This window comes from Leminorella grimontii ATCC 33999 = DSM 5078 (assembly GCF_000439085.1).
Taxonomy (GTDB): domain Bacteria; phylum Pseudomonadota; class Gammaproteobacteria; order Enterobacterales; family Enterobacteriaceae; genus Leminorella; species Leminorella grimontii.
Genome location: NZ_AUUA01000001.1, coordinates 899,992 through 918,713, shown reverse-complemented (window position 1 = coordinate 918,713; position 18,722 = coordinate 899,992). Strand labels below are relative to the sequence as shown.

General features: G+C 53.5%; 14 protein-coding genes and 1 tRNA gene. 11 read left to right on the top strand and 4 right to left on the bottom strand.

All coding sequences use genetic code 11. The features are described 5' to 3' along the window. Window positions 1–34 precede the first annotated feature (34 nt). Window positions 35–1,408, top strand: a complete 1,374-nt coding sequence (dbpA, locus tag G544_RS0104140) for an ATP-dependent RNA helicase DbpA (protein WP_027273419.1) — start codon at window positions 35–37, stop codon at window positions 1,406–1,408. A gap of 58 nt (window positions 1,409–1,466) precedes the next feature. Here the strand turns inward: dbpA and ychF are convergent, their stop codons facing one another. After that, complete coding sequence (ychF, locus tag G544_RS0104135; RefSeq protein ID WP_027273418.1) at window positions 1,467–2,561, bottom strand: redox-regulated ATPase YchF; 1,095 nt, start codon at window positions 2,559–2,561, stop codon at window positions 1,467–1,469. A 203-nt stretch (window positions 2,562–2,764) separates the two neighbouring features. Between ychF and surE the strand changes: the two genes are divergently transcribed. The 3 genes from surE (at window position 2,765) to G544_RS0104120 (ending at window position 8,918) form a co-directional block, all read left to right on the top strand. Next, window positions 2,765–3,538 (top strand): 5'/3'-nucleotidase SurE, encoded by a 774-nt coding sequence (gene surE, locus G544_RS0104130; protein ID WP_027273417.1) that lies wholly within the window; start codon window positions 2,765–2,767, stop codon window positions 3,536–3,538. Window positions 3,539–3,844: 306 nt separating this feature from the next. Continuing rightward, window positions 3,845–5,530, top strand: a complete 1,686-nt coding sequence (gene eptB, locus G544_RS0104125) for a kdo(2)-lipid A phosphoethanolamine 7''-transferase (protein ID WP_027273416.1) — start codon at window positions 3,845–3,847, stop codon at window positions 5,528–5,530. A gap of 580 nt (window positions 5,531–6,110) precedes the next feature. Then, window positions 6,111–8,918 carry an autotransporter outer membrane beta-barrel domain-containing protein gene (locus tag G544_RS0104120; protein WP_027273415.1) on the top strand — a complete coding sequence of 936 codons (2,808 nt, stop codon included), beginning with the start codon at window positions 6,111–6,113 and terminating at the stop codon, window positions 8,916–8,918. A gap of 174 nt (window positions 8,919–9,092) precedes the next feature. On the opposite strand, the gene G544_RS0104115 is transcribed toward G544_RS0104120, so the two are convergent. Continuing rightward, a tRNA-Ser gene (locus tag G544_RS0104115) sits at window positions 9,093–9,180 on the bottom strand. 304 nt (window positions 9,181–9,484) lie between these two features. On the opposite strand from G544_RS0104115, the gene G544_RS0104110 reads away from it, so the two are divergent. The 4 genes from G544_RS0104110 to rlmG are packed head-to-tail and all read left to right on the top strand — an operon-like array spanning window position 9,485 to window position 13,672. Continuing rightward, a complete protein-coding gene (locus tag G544_RS0104110) occupies window positions 9,485–10,222 on the top strand; it encodes a phosphatase (protein WP_027273414.1) in 738 nt (245 codons plus the stop codon). A 43-nt stretch (window positions 10,223–10,265) separates the two neighbouring features. Beyond that, a complete protein-coding gene (locus G544_RS0104105) occupies window positions 10,266–11,927 on the top strand; it encodes a DUF4139 domain-containing protein (protein WP_027273413.1) in 1,662 nt (553 codons plus the stop codon). A gap of 24 nt (window positions 11,928–11,951) precedes the next feature. Beyond that, window positions 11,952–12,512, top strand: a complete 561-nt coding sequence (locus G544_RS0104100) for a TorD/DmsD family molecular chaperone (RefSeq protein WP_027273412.1) — start codon at window positions 11,952–11,954, stop codon at window positions 12,510–12,512. Continuing rightward, window positions 12,509–13,672: a 23S rRNA (guanine(1835)-N(2))-methyltransferase RlmG gene (gene rlmG / locus G544_RS0104095; protein WP_036023145.1), complete on the top strand. Its 1,164-nt coding sequence runs from the start codon at window positions 12,509–12,511 to the stop codon at window positions 13,670–13,672. The genes G544_RS0104100 and rlmG overlap by 4 nt, the downstream gene beginning before the upstream one ends. A gap of 54 nt (window positions 13,673–13,726) precedes the next feature. On the opposite strand, the gene G544_RS0104090 is transcribed toward rlmG, so the two are convergent. Next, on the bottom strand, window positions 13,727–14,293 hold the full coding sequence (locus tag G544_RS0104090; RefSeq protein ID WP_027273410.1) for a lipoprotein: 567 nt from the start codon (window positions 14,291–14,293) through the stop codon (window positions 13,727–13,729). A gap of 73 nt (window positions 14,294–14,366) precedes the next feature. Continuing rightward, window positions 14,367–15,575: a multidrug efflux MFS transporter MdtH gene (gene mdtH, locus G544_RS0104085; protein ID WP_027273409.1), complete on the bottom strand. Its 1,209-nt coding sequence runs from the start codon at window positions 15,573–15,575 to the stop codon at window positions 14,367–14,369. A gap of 135 nt (window positions 15,576–15,710) precedes the next feature. Here mdtH and rimJ point away from each other — a divergent pair, with 135 nt between their 5' ends. From rimJ to murJ, 3 genes are all read left to right on the top strand, one after another. After that, window positions 15,711–16,295: a ribosomal protein S5-alanine N-acetyltransferase gene (rimJ, locus tag G544_RS0104080; RefSeq protein WP_027273408.1), complete on the top strand. Its 585-nt coding sequence runs from the start codon at window positions 15,711–15,713 to the stop codon at window positions 16,293–16,295. Window positions 16,296–16,309: 14 nt separating this feature from the next. After that, complete coding sequence (locus tag G544_RS0104075; protein WP_027273407.1) at window positions 16,310–16,972, top strand: YceH family protein; 663 nt, start codon at window positions 16,310–16,312, stop codon at window positions 16,970–16,972. 181 nt (window positions 16,973–17,153) lie between these two features. Continuing rightward, the gene (gene murJ, locus G544_RS0104070) at window positions 17,154–18,689 is read left to right on the top strand and encodes a murein biosynthesis integral membrane protein MurJ (protein ID WP_027273406.1); all 1,536 of its coding nucleotides are present in this window, start codon (window positions 17,154–17,156) and stop codon (window positions 18,687–18,689) included. The last annotated feature ends 33 nt before the right edge of the window (window positions 18,690–18,722 follow it).

The following is an 18,722-nucleotide window of genomic DNA, read 5'->3' as shown; positions in this document are numbered from 1 at the left end:
CATTGGCCCTTTTACTTCATCCGGAATTTTCACCGTGACCTCATTTGCTGAACTTAATGCGCTTCCTGCGGAGCAACTCTCCAACCTTACCGAATTGGGCTATTTGACGATGACGCCGGTTCAGGCCTCGGCGCTACCGGCGATCCTTGCCGGGAAAGACGTTCGTGCACAGGCGAAAACCGGCAGCGGCAAAACCGCCGCGTTTGGTCTGGGCCTGTTACAGCACATCGAGGCAGGACGGTTTAACACTCAGGCGCTGGTGCTGTGTCCGACACGCGAACTTGCCGATCAAGTTGCAAACGAGCTGCGCCGACTGGCGCGCTACAGGCCAAACATTAAGGTGCTGACGCTTTGCGGCGGCGTTCCATTCAATATCCAACGCGATTCCCTGAGCCACGCGCCTCATATTATTGTCGCGACGCCGGGGCGGCTGTTGGAGCACCTGAAAAAGGAGACGGTAAGCCTTGATGCTTTACGGACGCTGGTGCTGGATGAAGCCGATCGGATGCTTGATATGGGCTTTGCCGACGACATCGACGCGGTGATCGCCCACGCGCCCACTCAGCGTCAGACGCTGCTGTTTTCCGCCACCTGGCCCGACGCTATTGCTGCCATTAGCCGCCGCATTCAGCACGATCCGCTCGTCGTTGAAACTGACACCGTGGACGAGTTGCCTGCGGTTGAACAGCAGTTTTATGAGATTTCCCGCAGCGGAAAAATAGACCTGTTGCAGAAGCTATTGAGCCGTGACCAGCCTGCCTCCTGCGTGGTGTTCTGCAATACCAAAAAAGACTGTCAGGCGGTATGCGACGCTCTGAACGACAGTAACCAGAGCGCGCTGGCGCTGCACGGCGACATGGAGCAGCGCGACCGCGATCAGACGCTGGTGCGTTTTTCTAACGGCAGCAGCCGCGTGCTGGTGGCGACCGACGTCGCTGCGCGAGGGCTGGACATTAAAGCGCTGGAGATGGTGATCAACTACGAGCTGTCGTGGGATCCGGAAGTGCACGTTCACCGTATCGGCCGCACCGCTCGCGCCGGAGAAAGCGGGCTGGCCATTAGCCTCTGCGCACCGGAAGAGGCCCAGCGCGCCAATGCGCTGGAGGATATGCTCAATATGAAAATCCACTGGCAGCCTGCGCCGACCGGCCTGCGCATCACCCCGCTGGAAGCCGTCATGGCGACGCTGTGTATCGACGGCGGTAAGAAAGCCAAAATGCGCCCGGGCGATATTTTGGGCGCGTTAACCGGCGATATCGGGCTAGACGGCGCAGACATCGGCAAGATTGCGATCCACCCCGTGCACGCGTACGTAGCGGTGAAGCAGTCGGTGGCGCGCCACGCGTGGAAGCAGCTGCAGCAGGGGAAGATTAAGGGGAAGGCGGTGAAGGTGAGGTTGTTGAAGTAGACAAAGCGGAAAATAAAAATCCACGCGGCTGCGTGGATTTTTCGGATAGCAAAGGCAATTAGACGTTGAACAAGAAGTTCATCACGTCGCCGTCTTTAACGATATAGTCCTTACCTTCAGAACGCATCTTGCCGGCCTCTTTAGCGCCTTGCTCACCCTTGTAGGTGATGAAGTCGTCAAAGGAGATAGTCTGGGCGCGGATAAAGCCTTTTTCGAAGTCGGTGTGGATTTTACCCGCCGCCTGAGGCGCGGTAGCGCCGACGGGGATGGTCCAGGCGCGGACTTCCTTAACGCCTGCAGTGAAGTAGGTTTGCAGATTTAGCAGTTCGTAGCCCGCGCGGATCACGCGGTTCAGACCTGGCTCTTCAAGACCCAGTTCAGCCATGAATTCTTCACGGTCTGCGTCGTCCAGTTCGGCAATATCAGATTCAACGGCTGCGCACACGGCAACAACGACAGAGCCTTCAGCAGCGGCAATCTCACGCACTTTATCCAGATAGGGGTTATTTTCGAAGCCGTCTTCGTTGACGTTGGCGATATACATCGTTGGTTTCAGCGTCAGGAAACTCAGGTATTTGATAGCCGCCTTATCTTCTTCCGTCAGGCTCTTCAGCGCGCGCAGCATGCCGGCGTTTTCCAGATGGGGCAGGCATTTTTCCAGTGCGGCCAGCTCAGCTTTTGCATCTTTATCGCCGCCTTTGGCTTTCTTTTGTACGCGGTGAATAGCGCGTTCGCAGGCTTCCAGGTCGGACAGCGCCAGCTCGGTGTTAATAACATCGATATCTTCTGCGGGATCCACCTTGTTATTCACGTGAATAATGTTGTCGTTTTCAAAGCAGCGCACGACGTGGCCGATAGCTTCAGTTTCGCGGATGTTGGTCAGGAACTGGTTACCAAGGCCTTCGCCCTTGGACGCGCCTTTCACCAGGCCGGCAATATCGACGAATTCCATCGTTGTAGGCAGGGTGCGCTGCGGCTTAACGATTTCGGCCAACTGGTCGAGGCGAGGATCTGGCATGGGAACGACGCCGGTATTAGGCTCGATGGTACAGAACGGAAAGTTGGCCGCTTCAATACCCGCCTTGGTTAACGCGTTGAACAGGGTGGATTTCCCCACGTTTGGCAGTCCGACGATGCCGCATTTGAATCCCATAGCTTATATCACCTTAAATCGTTTAATATCAATGAATTATTCTATCTTTGCGCGAGGTGGCGCCTAAATCGATGCGCTATTATACACGTTATGTCGCGTTAATATCTATGCGAGCGCCGTCGCCGACTTTCCGATGGCCGCTTTTTTAGCTAGGCTGAAACGATTTGTGTTAGGCTGAATCCCCAAAATTAAGGAGAAGTGACGTGGTAAAGAAAGGCATTCGTCGGGTTCTTTTAACAAACGATGACGGCATTGATGCGCCAGGCATCGCGCTTCTTGAGCAGGCTGCTCGGCTTATTGCCGATGAGGTGTGGGTTATCGCACCTGCGGTAGACAAAAGCGGCGTGTCCAACGGCATTAGCCTTAGGGAACCGCTGCGGGTTTCACGTCGAGGCGAGCGGCACTACGCCGTTTACGGCACGCCGGCAGACTGCGTAGCGCTGGCCGTCAATCAGATAATGAAAGCGGCTTTACCCGATCTGGTGCTTTCCGGCGTGAATTCAGGTTCTAATCTTGGTTTTGAGACGTTGCTGTCCGGCACCGTCGGCGCAGCGATGACCGGAATGCTGATGGGCATACCGTCGATTGCGCTAAGCCAAAACGAACGGGCAGATGGAGCGCTAGACTGGTCTTGCTCCAAACGTTATTTAGCCGAAACGCTGAAAAAGCTGACGGCGCTCAGCTGGGACACATCGGTTTGCCTAAGCGTTAACTTTCCGGGCGTTGAGCCTGACGGCGTGAAGGGCATAAAGGTTACGGTTCAGGGAAGAGGAAACGTTGAAAAGCTGAGCGCGACCGAAACCTGCGATCCGTACGGAGAATCCTATTATTGGATAAGGATTCAGGAAGGGGAGCCTGAAGCGCTGAGCGACGGCGAGATTTTAGCCGTACAGCAGGGTTATATTACGCTAACCCCGCTAACGTATGAACGAACGGCGCGAAGTGAGTTCGATCGGCTATCCACACTCATTGGCTAATTTGGCGGATGCGCTAATTAGAAGAGTAATCAATTATTGTGAAATGAAACTATTTGTATAGATCGACAGTGAAAAATGCATTATAACAACGCGCCGCAGAGGGCGCGTTTTGTTTGCTTTTTAAGCGTTCGCTCCCGTAATTAAAAAAAATCCCGCAAATGATGGCGCTATAAGACACTTTTCTCATTTGGCGTGGTCTACTTAGCCGCACTTGAGGAAAATCGGACGCTCTCCTTTTGTGCATATTAATTGCCCTGGCGCATTTGCGCCGAGGTTGAAGTTTTTTCTTTTCCCTAGGCTGTTTGCATGGAATATATAAGATCGATAACGCAGCAGAAGCTGAGTTTTTTATTAGCCCTTTATATTGGGCTATTTATGAATAGCGCGGTGTTTTACCGCAGGTTCATTGGTTACTCTTACGATTTTAGCGTGTGGAAAGGCGCAGCGGCGGTAGTAGAGCTGTCGGCTACGGTTCTCGCAACGTTTTGCCTGCTGAGAATCCTGTCGCTGCCGGGGCGTCGCGCTTGGCGAATACTGACCTCTTTGGTCGTGCTGTGCTCCGCCGGGGCAAGCTACTATATGACCTTCCTGAACGTTGTTATCGGCTACGGCATTATCGCCTCAGTAATGACGACGGATATCGATTTGTCAAAGGAAGTCGTCGGTTGGCACTTTATCGGCTGGCTGGTCCTAATCAGCGCGCTGCCGCTGGCGGCTATCTGGATTAATCGCGGTCAGGATACCCTTTTACAGCAGCTCAAAACCCGCGGGCAGCGGGTGAAGAACGTGCTCGTGGTCTTATTAGCCGGGCTGCTGGTCTGGGGGCCTATCCGCCTCTTGGATCTCCAGCAAAAGAAGGTCGAGCGTGCCAGCGGCGTGGATTTACCCAGCTACGGCGGCGTGGTCTCTAATTCATATCTTCCTTCCAACTGGATTTCTGCGCTGGGGCTCTATGCCTGGACGCAAATTGACGAGTCGTCCGATAATCAGCTGTTGTTCAATCCAATGACGAAATTTACCTATAAAGCGCCGGACGATCTGGACGACGCCTACGTAGTGTTCATCATTGGCGAAACGACGCGTTGGGATCATATGGGCATTTTGGGCTACGAGCGCAATACAACGCCGAAGCTTGCTCAAGAGAAAAACCTGATAGCGTTTCGCGGCGAGTCGTGCGATACGGCCACCAAGCTTTCTTTACGCTGTATGTTTGTTCGAGAAGGCGGGGCGGAAGAGAATCCTCAGCGAACGTTAAAAGAGCAGAACGTTTTTGCTGTCCTCAATCAGTTGGGCTTTAGTTCAGATTTGTACGCCATGCAGAGCGAACTGTGGTTTTACAGTAATACTATGTCAGACAACATCGCCTACCGTGAACAGATCGGGGCTGAGCCGAGAAACCGAGGCAAGCACGTAGACGACATGCTGCTGGTGGAAGAACTAAGGCGCTCGCTTATCGATCATCCCAAAGGAAAGCATCTTGTCGTTCTTCATACGAAAGGGTCGCACTATAACTATACTCAGCGCTATCCGCGCAGCTTTGCCCAGTGGACGCCCGAGTGCGTTGGGATAGATTCGCCCTGTAGCAAGGAGGAGCTTATCAACTCCTATGATAATTCGGTGACCTATGTCGACAGCTTTATCACCAGCGTGTTCGACCAGCTCAGAGATAAAAAGGCGATCGTGTTCTATGCCGCAGATCACGGAGAATCCATCAATGAGCGGGAACATCTGCACGGCACGCCGCGCAAGATGGCGCCGCCGGAGCAGTTTAGGGTTCCTATGCTGGTATGGATGTCGGATAAATATCTTGAATCCCCAGAAAAGGCCGAGATGTTTAAACAACTGCAAAAGCAGGCGGACAAGGGCGTAACGCATCGCCACATAGAGCTATATGACAGCATCATGGGATGCCTGGGCTATACCTCGCCGGACGGCGGTATCAAAGAGAGCAACAACTGGTGTAGCCTGCGGGTAAAGCCTGAATCCGAATAGTGCTTGAAATCGATACTTCGGCGCCTAAAGGTGCCGAAGTATTTTTAACGTTCTCATGTGGCATTGAATAGAGTAGGTACTGCCTATTAATAGAATAGGTAGCACCTTTCATTCGTTCTGACAAAAATCATTCAATTCATATCCTATTGCATTTTCGATTGTGCTCAAACAACCATCAAGCCAGATAGCGTCAGGCGCAAAGGTCATTAACAACGCGTCTAGAATTTTTAATTTTATTTAATCAACAAATTTAATTTTGTTTGGTGAAATTATAAATAACGAAGGCTAATTATTGTTATTGAATAAGTAATGAATGCAACGCAATGATTATAAATGTATTTATTTTTAAAAATAACGATAAACACTATTAATTATACAACTAATGAATTGATTTTCTTAGGTTGAAATATAAAAACAACACATTTATTATATTTGTCATATCCCTGTTTGACTTTTATGGGCAGCTACGCATTAGGCGGGAAATTTTCTAATAAAAGGGAAATGGACATGCAATTACGACAGGTACTGTTGTCATTCAAGTAGATATAGGGATTTATCTTTTATAAAAAAGGACTTAGATATGACGCTTAATAAGCTAGTGCTGGCGTTGCCTGCGCTATTCTCGACTTCTTTTGCTGCTTATGCCGCAGAAGCGCCCGTTCCTCCTCCTCCCTTCCTCTCTGAAATAGAGACGCCGGACGTTAACGCGATTCTAAGCACCGCAACCGACGGGTGGCCGATAGCGAAGGGAAAGTGGGAGAGCAAATATCAATCAATTATCACTGGAAACCAATATATCAACGGTGAAACGCTCACCAGAACCTGGTTCCCAGAGCAGATCCTCTACGTTGAAAATAATTCCTATAGCCTGAACAACGTTGTTGATTCTTTTCAGCTTACTTTTAGAAGCGGGAGCGTCGCCATTGGAAACGTGGTGAAGGGCGGGATCGTTAATCCAAGCGACGCCACCAAGATATACAGCGGCTTTCTGTCCATGATGGAAGACTCGGTGGCTTACAATACCGTCGTTGAAAATCTGGGTAGCCTAAGCTTGGGAAATGACGCCAAAGCCTATAACACCACCGTTAATGCCGGCGGGCGGATGGTCGTCGGTACGCGCGGCTATGCGCAGGCCATTCTGGTTGACGGCGGCCACTTGGAGCAGTCTGTCACCAGTACCTCTAATACCAAAGACGTTCTCGTCATTAACGGCGGCGAACATATTATCTACGGCGGCACGGCCACCAACAGCCACATCGGCAGCGGCAGCTATCAGATGACCAGTGGCCTGGCGATTGACACCGTACTGTACGACGGCGCCGTTCAGCAGGTCTATTCGGGCAAGGGAACGGCGGCCGACAGCAATACGACCGTTCACGCAGGCGCGCTGCAGTTTATTACCTTTGGTTCTTCTGACGACGCGAAAGTTTACGGTACCCAGATTATTACCGGTGTTGACGGTACCTGGGCAAACGGCCAGTGGACGTCGGACAGCACTGTCAGAGTCGACGGCCAAACGGCAAATAATGCCACGATTTATGAAGGCGGCGTTCAGCGCATTCAAACCGGCGAGGCTGTAGGCACTCAGGTTTACGGGTTACAGATCGTCAGCGGCAAGAAGGGCGGTTGGACCGGCGGCCGGTGGGTCGAACAGGACGGCTGGATTGGTAAAGATCAGGTTGCAACCGAGTCTACTATTCATCAGGGCGGCGTACAGCGCGTGGAATACTACGCCGATGCGGATAAAACCCTGGTAGACGGCGGCACGCAGCTGGTTAACGAATTTGGTCATATTTCAAATACGACTATTCAAAACGGCGGCGAGTCTACTATCGCCTATGGCGCATACTCAACCGGTACGCTGGACGTTAACGACGGTTCTCTGACGATGGAAGGCGGCGATCTTCACAGTTGGACCGGCGTTATGGACGGCAAGGGCGCTTACGCGATTCAGGTAAATTTGGCCGGCGATAGCTCATTCCTGTACCTTAAGCACAATGCCGATAGCGTTTCGTCTGAGGCTACGGTTGAGGCGTTGACTAATAACGGCACCGTCGCGTTTGGCAGCAGAGACGGCAGCGATGCGGGTAAGTACAGCCGCTTGAGAATCTATAATTTAACCGGTTCCGGCACCTTTGTGATGAACACCAATATTAACGGTGGGCAGGGCGATTTTCTGAACGTTACTAACAGCATCAGCGGCGCCTTCAACGTCAAGGTGATGGATTCCGGTCAGGAGCTGAGAAGCGGCGTCGCCGGCGTCAATCCGCACCACCTGATTTTTGCCAACGGCAGCGCCAGTGACAGCTTTACGCTGGTTAACGGCAGCGTCGATTTAGGGGCCTATAAGTACTATCTGGTTCAGGGCGAAGGTACGGATAGCGATAACTGGTATCTGTCTCCGCAGGCGGCGGATCCAAATCCGAATCCCGAACCGGGGCCAGGCCCAGGTCCGGATCCAACGCCGAATCCCAAGCCTGAAATTTCCGAAAGCGGTAAGAACGCAATTGCGATGGCTAACGTAACCCCAACTATCTGGGACGGCGAGCTGTCGACGCTGAGAACTCGCTTGGGCGATCTGCGCGATAACCATACGGCGCAGGACGGCGCGTGGGGGAAATACATCACCAGCCGCAACCGCATCTCTACCGATAACGTCGGCTATCGGCAGGATATGAACGGCGTCATGCTGGGCGGAGACCATGCTATTGCGTTGGATAATGGACGCCTGCTGGTCGGCGGCATGTTCTCCTACACGCATTCAGAGCTGGACGCTCGCACCAGCGACGGTAAAGTCGACAGCTACGCGATCGGCCTTTACACCACCTGGATGCACAACAGCGGCTACTATCTCGACGGCGTGCTGAAGGCAAACCACTTCAGAACGGAAAACAGCGCCAGGTTCAACGACGGAAAAACCACGGCCAAAGACAACAGCAACGGTATCGGCTTCTCGCTGGAAGCGGGTAAGCACATCAAGGTTGACAGCTACTTTATCGAACCTTACGTGCTGGGCTCCGTGTTCCACGGTGAGAAGACCGGCTATCGGTTTAGCAGCGGCATGAAGGTTAAGGCCGATTCTGCGGAGTCCGTGAAGGGCGAGATCGGTACGACGTTCGGCAAGTCTTTCCTGATGGAAGACGGCGCGCTGATTAAGCCTTACGTTCGCCTGGCGGTGAGCCACGAGTTCAAAAAGAACAACGACGTGGTTATCAACGACACCGAGCGCTTCTCTAACGATATGTCCGGCACCGTGGGCAAGTACGGCGTAGGCCTGACCGCACAGCTGGACAATCAGTGGTCAACCTACGCGGAGTTTAACTACGCAAAAGGCAGCCACGTAGAGACGCCTTACAGCGGCCATCTCGGCATTCGCTATAGCTTCTAAGCGTAGTTGATGTGTTTATGAAAACGGCTTTCCAAACGGGAGGCCGTTTTTTTATCGGGTGATAAAGAAGGAAAGGGCAATGAGGATGACCGATCTTATTTATTGGGCGTTTGGCGGGGCCGTTTTATTAGCCTGAAAACGAGAAGAGCCCGCTAATTAGCGGGCTCTTGAATGTGGCGGTGAGAGAGGGATTCGAACCCTCGATACGTTGCCGTATACACACTTTCCAGGCGTGCTCCTTCAGCCACTCGGACATCTCACCGTATTTTTGTTGATCTAATAATGAAGGTCAACGGGGCGCTACTATAGGGAGAAGACCGGATTCGGTCAAGCATAAATTCGCGTTCTTTGTCCGTTTGCTCAAGCTATCAACAACTGTGGGCGACTTTAGCGACATCGGCGCCGTTCTCCGGTGTTAACAAAAGTAATTATCCGGCATTGGCGCAACTCAAGGTATACTTTGAGGATGTATTTTGGGATAGGCGCCAATTGCGCGTACAGCCCGTCATCTCAAGCTTTTTCTGTCCCGAATTCGTTGATTTTTAGCATTAAAAAGGGAGTCAGCTATGTATCCGGTCGATCTGCATGCGCATACTATCGCCAGCACGCACGCTTACAGTACGGTAAGCGACTATTTTGCTATCGCCAAGAGTAAGGGCATCAGGCTGTTTGCCATTACCGATCACGGTCCTGACATGGTGGATGCGCCTCACCGCTGGCATTTTATGAATATGGCGGTGATCCCCAGAATAGTGAACGACGTCGGCCTGCTGTATGGCATCGAGGCCAATATCAAAAACCTGCAGGGCGAAACGGACTGCGATGAAGCGATCGCCAAGACGCTGGACTTAGTCATCGCTGGCTTTCACGAACCGGTGCTGGCCCCTATGGGCAAAGATGACAACACGCAGGCGATGATAGCGACCATATCCAGCGGCGTGGTGCAGATAATAAGCCATCCGGGTAATCCTAAATATCCGATTGATATTCCAGCCGTTGCTGAAGCCGCGGCGCGCCACAACGTGGCGCTGGAGATCAATAACTCGTCCTTTATTCATTCCCGCGCGGGCAGTGAAAAAAATTGCATTGAGGTCGCTAAGGCCATTCGCGACGCGGGGGGCTGGGTCGCGCTGGGGTCGGATTCCCATACCGCCTTCGCGCTGGGCGGTTTTGATAAGTCATTACGGGTGCTGCGCGACGTTAACTTCCCGGAAGAGCGCATTCTTAACGTCACGCCGCGCCGGGTTCTGGATTTTCTTGAATCTCACGGAAAGCCGCATATCGCGGAATTTGCCTCTCTTTAGCGTTTAAAGAGGGCTATGTCATCACGATTTTAAGGATAAAACGATGAAGTATGCATTTTCCTACCGCGCGACTTTCTACCGTACAACGCTGCTGTACGGTGCCGTCGCCTTGGCCTTTTCCTCCTCTGCGTGGGCTGAGTCGCAGATGGAAAGGGCAAGTCTGCACGACGTGACTGTTTTCTTGCGCGGAGCCGAGCTGTTTAACGCCAATAAAGTGACGCTTCCCGCGGGGGAAAGCGAAGTGATTTTTACCAATATCGCCGACGGGCTTAACGAACAGAGCCTGCAGCTTGAGGCGGGCGGCGGCGCGGTGGTCAAGTCGTTCAGCGTGCGCCGAGATTATCTCAACGAGCGAGTTTCCGCTCGAGTGGATGAACTGAAAAAGCAGCTGGAAGCCGAGGTCAGAGAACAGAATCGGGTTAATGCCCGCCGGCAGGTTATCCAGGCCCAGCTGGCCGTGTTGGAAAGCAACCGCAGCGTAGGCGGCGAGAAGGAAGGGGCGACCGTAGACCAGGTCAATAAAATGCTGCAGCTTGTTAGCGATAAAATGAATGAGGCGCTGCTGGCCGACATCGACCTGAAGGAAAAGGCGGAAGAGATTGAGAGAAATATCGACAGGCTTAATCATCAGCTGGCCGAGGCGCAGCAAAAAGACGGCCAGGCGGTAAATCAGCTGGTGGTGAAGTTCTACTCCCCCAAAGCGATGACCAGCGACGTAACCCTATCCTACGCGATCGGCGATGCGGGCTGGGTTCCTACCTATGACGTTCGGGTCGACAGCATTTCTCAACCGGTAAAGCTGACCTATAAGGCCAACGTTTATCAAAACAGCGGCATTGACTGGGATAACGTCAAGCTTACGCTCTCTACCGGCAATCCGAGCCGGGGAGCACAGGCTCCGGCGCTTTCTCCGTGGTATATCGATCTTTACCGCGCGCCGATGCTATCGGGCAAGACGAGTTCCAACGACGCCATGTATGAAGTCGCTACGCCGGCGCCAATGGCGGTGGAAGCGCCGGTGGCGGACAGTTCGAGAATGCGCTCTGTCAGCGCCAAAAAGTCGATGTCGGACTATGTGGTCACCGATTCCGGAGGGCTTAACGCCCGGTTCAGCATTTCTCTGCCTTATCGCATTGCCGCGGACGGCAAAGGGCACTCCGTCGTCATAAAACAGCTTGATGTTCAGGGCGAGTATCGCTATGTTGCCGTGCCGAAAATCGAGCAGGACGCTTTTTTACAGGTACAGCTAAAAGACTGGGAAAGCCTGAACCTGCTGCCGGGCAGATCGAGCGTTTTCTATGAGGGGGCGTTTGTCGGTCAGGGAAGCATAGATCCGCGCCGTATTCAGAAAACGCTGGATATCTCTCTGGGGCGCGATCGGAAGATCTTGGTCAGTCGCGAAAATGACGCCAAAACGACGGAAAAGGCCGAGTTTTTTGGCAACGCAAGCCAGCGTAGCTATGCCTACCGCATCGAGGTTAAGAATACGCGCGGCGAGCCTATCGCGCTGACGGTTATCGATCAGGTGCCGATGAGCCGCAGCAGCGACGTTGTCGTAGAAAACCTACGCCACGACGGCGCAACTTTTGATAAAGATAAGGGCGAGGTTCAGTGGTCTTTAAACCTGGCGCCTAACGAGTCCCGATTGCTTGGGCTGTCTTACTCGGTGAAATATCCGAAAGACAAGCGCGTGCTGGGGTTATAGCAAGAATTAGCGAGTTTAACGTTTATGAATGAGTTTTCAATTGTTTGCCGGATACTCGGCTCTCTGTTTTCCCGGTCGCCGGACGATACGGTGCTCGATCCGCTGTTTGGCCTGCTGGGCGAAGGCAAGCTAAAGCAGCATTGGCCGCTGGAACAGGACGAGCTACTGGAACGGATGGGCAACGATACCGATCGCCAAAAGCTGGCGGCAGACTATCAGGCCATGTTTGGCGAAGGCGGCAGCGTGTCGCCTTATGCTTCTGACTATGAAGGGCCGAGCGAGGCGCAGGCGAGGGCGTTTTTAACCGAAAGAGGCGTCCCGCTGTCTGCTTCTGCGGCCAACGGCTTTGGCCAACTGCTTTTGGCCGCATCCTGGATCGAGGACAACGCGGCGGAGGCCGACGAGGTTCAGGCACAGCTGGCGCTGTTTGATGACTATCTTCTTCCCTGGTGCGGGCGCTTTTTAGGCAAGGTAGAGGCTCATGCGACAACGGCGTTTTATCGCGCGCTGGCCTCTCTGGCGCGAGAAGCGCTTCAGGCCATGCGGGATGAGCTGACCGAAGCCGAGGATGGCGAAGCACAATGACGGAACCACAAGAAGCGAAGCTTTCCATTGGTGAGAGCCAGCTTGCCGGGCTGTCGCTGAGCCGTTTCCCCGATCCCGGTCGCGATAGCCCGCTGCGGGCGTGGGAAGCGGCCGATGAGTTTTTGCTAAATGAGCTCGACTATTCACGCTTAAACAGCGGGCCGCTGATTATTCTCAACGACGCCTTTGGCGCTCTGGCCTGCGCGCTGGCGGAGTATCACCCCGTGTGCAACAGCGACTCTTTTATCAGCCAATATGCGACGCAGAGTAATCTTGCGCGCAATGGAATCAATGGTGACAATGTAACTTTTACGGACAGCCTGACGCCGCTTCCTGCTGGACCGTCGGCCGTGTTGATAAAAGTGCCCAAGACGCTGGCGCTGCTGGAGCATCAGCTGCACGCCCTGCGGCAGGTGGTTACGTCGGAGACGCAAATTATCGCCGCGGCGAAAAGTCGCGATGTGCATACGTCAACGCTACGGCTGTTTGAGCAGATTCTGGGGCCAACCCGTACTAGCCTTGCGTGGAAAAAGGCGCGGCTGATTTTTTGTCGCGCCGAGCGCCCTGACGTCGCGGCGTTTAACCCGCTGGCGTCATGGCCGCTTGAGGGAACGTCCTACGAGATACATAACTATCCTAACGTCTTTTCCCGCACTTCGTTGGACATCGGGGCGCGGTTCTTTTCCGACTATCTGCCGTCAAACGCGCCGGGGAATATGGTGGATCTGGGGTGTGGCAACGGCGTCTTAGGGCTGAGGCTGTTGGCGCAAAACCCTCAGGCTCACGTGACTTTCCGCGATGAATCCTTTATGGCGGTCGCCTCCAGTCGGCTAAACGTGGAAAAGAACCTGCCGCAGGCGCTTTCCCGCAGCCGCTTTGAGGCCCAGCATGCGCTGATGGGCATCGCCGATGGAAGCCTTAGCGCCGTTATCTGTAACCCGCCGTTTCACCAACAGCAGGTGATCACCGACGACATCGCCTGGCAGATGTTCCTTGATGCGCGCCGCTGCCTGTCGCAAGGCGGAGAGCTGCGGATTGTCGGCAACCGACATCTTGGCTATCACCAAAAGCTAAAGCGCCTGTTTGGCCACTGTGAGCTTTTGGCGTCAAACAACAAGTTTGTCGTGCTGCGAGCGGTGAAGTCGGGAAGGGGGGAATAGTCGAGTAGGATACTCAAGATATAAAACGGGGCGCCTTGCGCCCCGTTTGCTTATTTACTTAATAAATTCGAATACCAGCTTGCCTTCTTCAACCTGAATGCCTTTAGCCAGCTTTTTCGCCGAGGCTTCCAGCGCGCTCTTGTCCGAATTCAGAACGTAAACCGGCTGGTCGTTGAAATAAAGCTGTAGCGCGCTGTTGAGTAAAGGAATAAAGGTTTTTACGTTTTTCACCTTCCCTTGGCTGGTTTGCAGGTCATAGTCCACCAGCTCTAAATCCTTTAGATAGATGGCGCTTTTGACAGGGTCAAACTCCGGGCGCGCGTTGAGCGTTAGCTGAAGGTTGGCGTCCTGTTTGCCCAGCAGCGAGGAGACGGCGAACAGAGCGTTGCCAGAGAGCGTAATTTTGCCCTGTGTACGGCCGATCTGTGCATTGAGATTGCTTAATGACAGGTCCGCTTCCGCCAGGCCGCTGAGGCTAAAGCTACGGGTGGCCTTCTCGGTATTTTTACTGAGGTACTTATTGATGTCCTGCTCGCTTAAGGAGTATTGCGTCATTTGACTGCAGCCAAACAGAAAAGCGATAAACAGGAAAAAAACAAAGCGAGGAAACTGTTTTAGCATACTGACCTTTGATAATAGTGAATAAATCATTAGCGTAGGGTACAAGCCCAAGAGCCCGCAGGCAATAGAGGCATTATGACGCCGCGGCTTTCTTGGGCCTTATCGCCTGAGGCGTAAACTGTCGATAAAGCGCCAGCGCGGTAACAATCCCGGTTACGCCCAGCAGCATCCAGGGGATCTGCGGCAGGTTAAGCTCGTGGCCTATATCATACAGCCAGCCGCCGCCGGTATAGCCGATGGCACCGCCCAGCGCCAGGCCAAGCCTGCTAAATCCCATATAGCTGGCGCGAGCCTGCGGAGCGGAAAGCGATGCGCTGAGCGTTTCTCGCGCCGGTTCGGCGATAATCAGCCCCAGATAAAAGAAGAATATAAGCCCCAGGGCGAGGGATAGGGAATTGATAAATCCCAAAGGAACAAGGCTGAAAGTCATTAGCAGCAGCCCGGTCATTAGTCGACTTTCCAGCCTGAAGCGCTTTTCGCTCCAGCGAGCAATAGGGTACAGCAGCGTCAGGGAGAGAAGCGCCTGAATGAGGTACATCCAACGAATGGTTTCCGGCTCGCCGGATATTTCGTTGACCAGCAGCGGAAGCATCAGCATGACCTGAATCGACAGCACGTAATAGCCGGTCAGCGTCAGCACGTAGCGGCGGAAAAAGCGATCGCGAACGGCAGCCTTAATGCCGTTTAGAATGGGCGCCCGTACGGACGTAGATACGCGGTAGGAGGGCAGCACGAAGGCATTAAGCGCGGCGGCCAGAATGAAAAAGCCCGCGCCGGACCAGCAAACCCAGTGGAAGTCGTAGCGCAAAAGCCAGCTTCCCAACAGCGCGCCGATAACTACGCCGGCGCTGTCTTGCATCATGAGCAATGAATAAAAACGGCCTCGCTCATGGGGGCGAGTAAGCTTGATGACCAGCGCGATGCGCGGCGGGTCAAACAGCGTGCCGCCAAAGGCGGAAAGGACGCAGGAGAGCATCAGGATCCACGGCTCGTCGGCCATGGCCATTGCGGCAAATCCTGCCGCTCGCATCAGCATTCCCGTTACAATAAGCGGCTTGGCGCCGAAGCGGTCCGCCAGAGCGCCGCCGAAGATGCCTAATCCCTGCTGTAAAAACTGGCGCATGCCCAGCGCCAGACCAACGGAAAGCGCCGCCCAGCCGAGCTGGTCGACAAAGCGTATCGAAATAAGAGGGAAGACGACAAAGAAACCGAGAACGACCAGCAGGTTATCCACGAGTAAAAAATATTTACCCAAATTCCTAACGTGCGACACGCGAGGCATAATTTCACCGTAAGCGAAAAAATAAGCAATGAGAGGATTTTTTTGACTATTCTGAACTTATTTACGTAACAACGATACTATTTTAGTAGACTATCTTTGTCTTTTAATGCGCTGGATTAATTTTTAGGGGGGCGAATGTTTGGCTATCGCTCAAATATACCCAAAGTTACCTTAACCACTGAACGTTTGGTTATTCGTCTGGCCTGCGATCGCGACGCTTATCGGCTGGCGGACTACTATACCGAAAACCGCGAGTTCCTCAGGCCTTGGGAGCCGGTCAGAGATCAAAGCTACTGTTATCCTTCCGGCTGGCAGGTTCGTTTGAACATCATCAATGAATTGCACAAGCAGGGCAGCGCGTTTTATTTCCTATTGCTCGACGCGGACGAAAAAGAAGTCAGAGGCGTTGCAAACTTTAGTAACGTCATTCGCGGAGATTTTTATGCCTGCATATTGGGCTATTCTCTGGGCAAAAAATGGGAAGGTCAGGGAATGATGTATGAAGCGCTGCAACCGGCGCTGCGCTACATGTTTCAACAGCAGAGAATGCACCGCATTATGGCCAACTATATGCCTCATAATCACCGCAGCGGCAACCTACTGACAAGGCTTGGATTTGAGCGAGAAGGCTATGCGAAAAGCTATTTACGAATAAACGGCGAGTGGCGCGACCACGTCATGATGGCGTTAATTAACCCGAACTGGAAACCTTTAGCGTAAGGAATCAGCCTGTAATGAAATACGTTTTGAATGAAAGAGAAGCCCGCGTCATTGGCTGCATGCTGGAAAAAGAGGTCACTACGCCCGACCAGTATCCGCTCTCTCTTAACGCGTTGACGCTGGCCTGCAATCAGAAAACCAGTCGCGAGCCGGTGATGTCGTTAAGCGAAAGCGAAGTGCAGGAGACGCTGGACGCGTTGCAGAAAAAGCACCTCGTTCGCCCTTCAAGCGGAACGGGCAGCCGCGTGGCTAAATACGTCCATCGCTTTTGCAACACCGAGTTTGGCGATTTAAAGTTAACCCCCGCCGAATTGGCCATCGTGTGCCTGCTGATGCTGCGGGGAGCGCAAACGCCGGGAGAACTGCGCACGCGCTCAAATCGGCTGTTCGAGTTTAGCGATATGGAAGAGGTGGAAAAGACGCTGGAAGGCCTGACTGAACGTGAGGACGGCCCCTTTATTGTCAGGCTGGCGCGCGAGCCGGGAAAAAGAGAGCTGCGCTATGCGCACCTGTTCAGCGGGGAGGTTGATAACGTCAGCGCTGCGGGTGCCGCGCCCTGTGATGTGGAATATTCCTCTTCTTTGTCCGAACGCGTTGAAGCGTTGGAAGAGGAGGTCGCTCAGCTAAAACAGCTGGTTAATACCTTGAAGGCAACCCTGGACGAGCTGATTGGCTAATTGGTGACGCTGTCACTCATTCTGTGTGAGCGACGATCCCCGTCGGCGATAAAGCGACGGGGATTCATATTTTTATACGCTTTTCGATTGGTGATTCCCTTAACACCACGTAAACTACGCCCAGCTCCGTATCGCCGCGATGGGCGATACGATTCATTCAAAGCCGTTTAATTCAATCATTATGAATCTACTTAAATCGTTGGCCGCCGTCAGTTCTATGACGATGGTTTCTCGGGTGTTAGGATTTGCCCGCGATGCGATCGTCGCTCGCGCATTCGGAGCCGGCGTGGCCACGGACGCCTTTTTCGTCGCCTTTAAGCTGCCGAACCTGCTGCGCCGCATTTTTGCTGAAGGGGCCTTCTCTCAGGCGTTTGTGCCAATTCTTGCCGAGTACAAAACCCAGCAGGGAGAAGAGGCGACTAAAACCTTTATTGCCTACATTTCCGGCCTGCTGACGCTGGTGCTGGCGCTGGTGACGCTCATCGGCATCGTCGCCGCGCCGTGGGTGCTTTGGGCCACTGCGCCCGGTTTTACCAAAGATCCAGAGAAATATGCGCTTACGGTGCAGCTGCTGAAGATCATGTTTCCCTATATTTTTCTGATTTCGCTATCCTCGCTGGCGGGAGCAATCCTCAATACCTGGAATCGCTTTTCTGTCCCGGCCTTTGCGCCAACGCTGCTGAATATCAGCATGATTGGATTTGCGGTTTTCGGCGCGCCGTATTTCGATCCGCCTATCATGGCGCTGGCGTGGGCCGTGGTTGCCGGAGGCGTGCTTCAACTGCTTTACCAGCTCCCGTACCTTAAGAAAATCGGCATGCTGGTGCTGCCGAGAGTGAGCCTGAAAGACAGCGGCGTCTGGCGGGTGCTCAGGCAAATGGGGCCGGCGATCCTTGGCGTATCCGTTGGTCAGATTTCTCTGATCATCAATACCATATTCGCCTCTTTTCTGGCATCCGGCTCCGTTTCCTGGATGTATTATGCCGATCGCCTGATGGAGCTGCCTTCCGGCGTGCTGGGCGTAGCGCTGGGAACCATTCTTTTGCCTTCGCTGGCTAAAAGCTTCTCCAGCGGGGACAGCGAAGCCTATTCGGGGTTGATGGACTGGGGGCTGCGCCTCTGCTTTCTTTTGGCCTTGCCTTGTTCCGTCGCGCTTGGCGTGCTGTCTGAGCCGCTCATCAAGTCGCTGTTTCAGTACGGCGAATTTAGCGCGTATGACGCTATGATGACGCGTCAGGCGCTGATTGCCTACTCCGTTGGTCTGATGGGATTTCTTTTGGTTAAGGTGCTGGCGCCGGGATTCTATTCCCGTCAGGACATCAAAACCCCGGTCAGGATTGCGCTTTTTACGCTGTTTGCTACTCAAATGATGAACCTGGCGTTTATCGGGCCGCTTAAGCATGCCGGGCTGTCGCTCTCTATCGGCATTGCTGCCTGCATCAACTCGGCGCTGCTGTACTGGCAGTTGCGAAAGCGTAACCACTTTCAGCCAAAGGCAGGGTGGCTATCGTTTTTTGTGAAGCTTGTTGTCGCGCTGTTAGTTATGACGGCCGCGCTGTTGGGAATGATGTACCTGATGCCTGCATGGGACATCGGCAATATGCCGATGCGTATTTTAAGGCTGCTGGCCGTCGTGATTGTGGGCATCGTGGCCTATTTTGGTACGCTGGCCGCGTTAGGCTTCCGCATTCGCGATTTCGCCCGTCGAGTGGCCTAAGCCGGTAGTGTAGATGAGTATGGATATAAGAAA

What these genes read in the sequence shown, in the direction of transcription:
- G544_RS0104110 (WP_027273414.1), top strand. Translation starts at nt 9,485, where the DNA reads ATGTATCCGGTCGATCTGCATGCGCATACTATCGCCAGCACGCACGCT.
- mdtH (WP_027273409.1), bottom strand. Translation starts at nt 15,575, where the DNA reads ATGCCTCGCGTGTCGCACGTTAGGAATTTGGGTAAATATTTTTTACTC.
- eptB (WP_027273416.1), top strand. Translation starts at nt 3,845, where the DNA reads ATGGAATATATAAGATCGATAACGCAGCAGAAGCTGAGTTTTTTATTA.
- rlmG (WP_036023145.1), top strand. Translation starts at nt 12,509, where the DNA reads ATGACGGAACCACAAGAAGCGAAGCTTTCCATTGGTGAGAGCCAGCTT.
- rimJ (WP_027273408.1), top strand. Translation starts at nt 15,711, where the DNA reads ATGTTTGGCTATCGCTCAAATATACCCAAAGTTACCTTAACCACTGAA.
- G544_RS0104090 (WP_027273410.1), bottom strand. Translation starts at nt 14,293, where the DNA reads ATGCTAAAACAGTTTCCTCGCTTTGTTTTTTTCCTGTTTATCGCTTTT.
- G544_RS0104120 (WP_027273415.1), top strand. Translation starts at nt 6,111, where the DNA reads ATGACGCTTAATAAGCTAGTGCTGGCGTTGCCTGCGCTATTCTCGACT.
- G544_RS0104100 (WP_027273412.1), top strand. Translation starts at nt 11,952, where the DNA reads ATGAATGAGTTTTCAATTGTTTGCCGGATACTCGGCTCTCTGTTTTCC.
- ychF (WP_027273418.1), bottom strand. Translation starts at nt 2,561, where the DNA reads ATGGGATTCAAATGCGGCATCGTCGGACTGCCAAACGTGGGGAAATCC.
- G544_RS0104105 (WP_027273413.1), top strand. Translation starts at nt 10,266, where the DNA reads ATGAAGTATGCATTTTCCTACCGCGCGACTTTCTACCGTACAACGCTG.
- murJ (WP_027273406.1), top strand. Translation starts at nt 17,154, where the DNA reads ATGAATCTACTTAAATCGTTGGCCGCCGTCAGTTCTATGACGATGGTT.
- G544_RS0104075 (WP_027273407.1), top strand. Translation starts at nt 16,310, where the DNA reads ATGAAATACGTTTTGAATGAAAGAGAAGCCCGCGTCATTGGCTGCATG.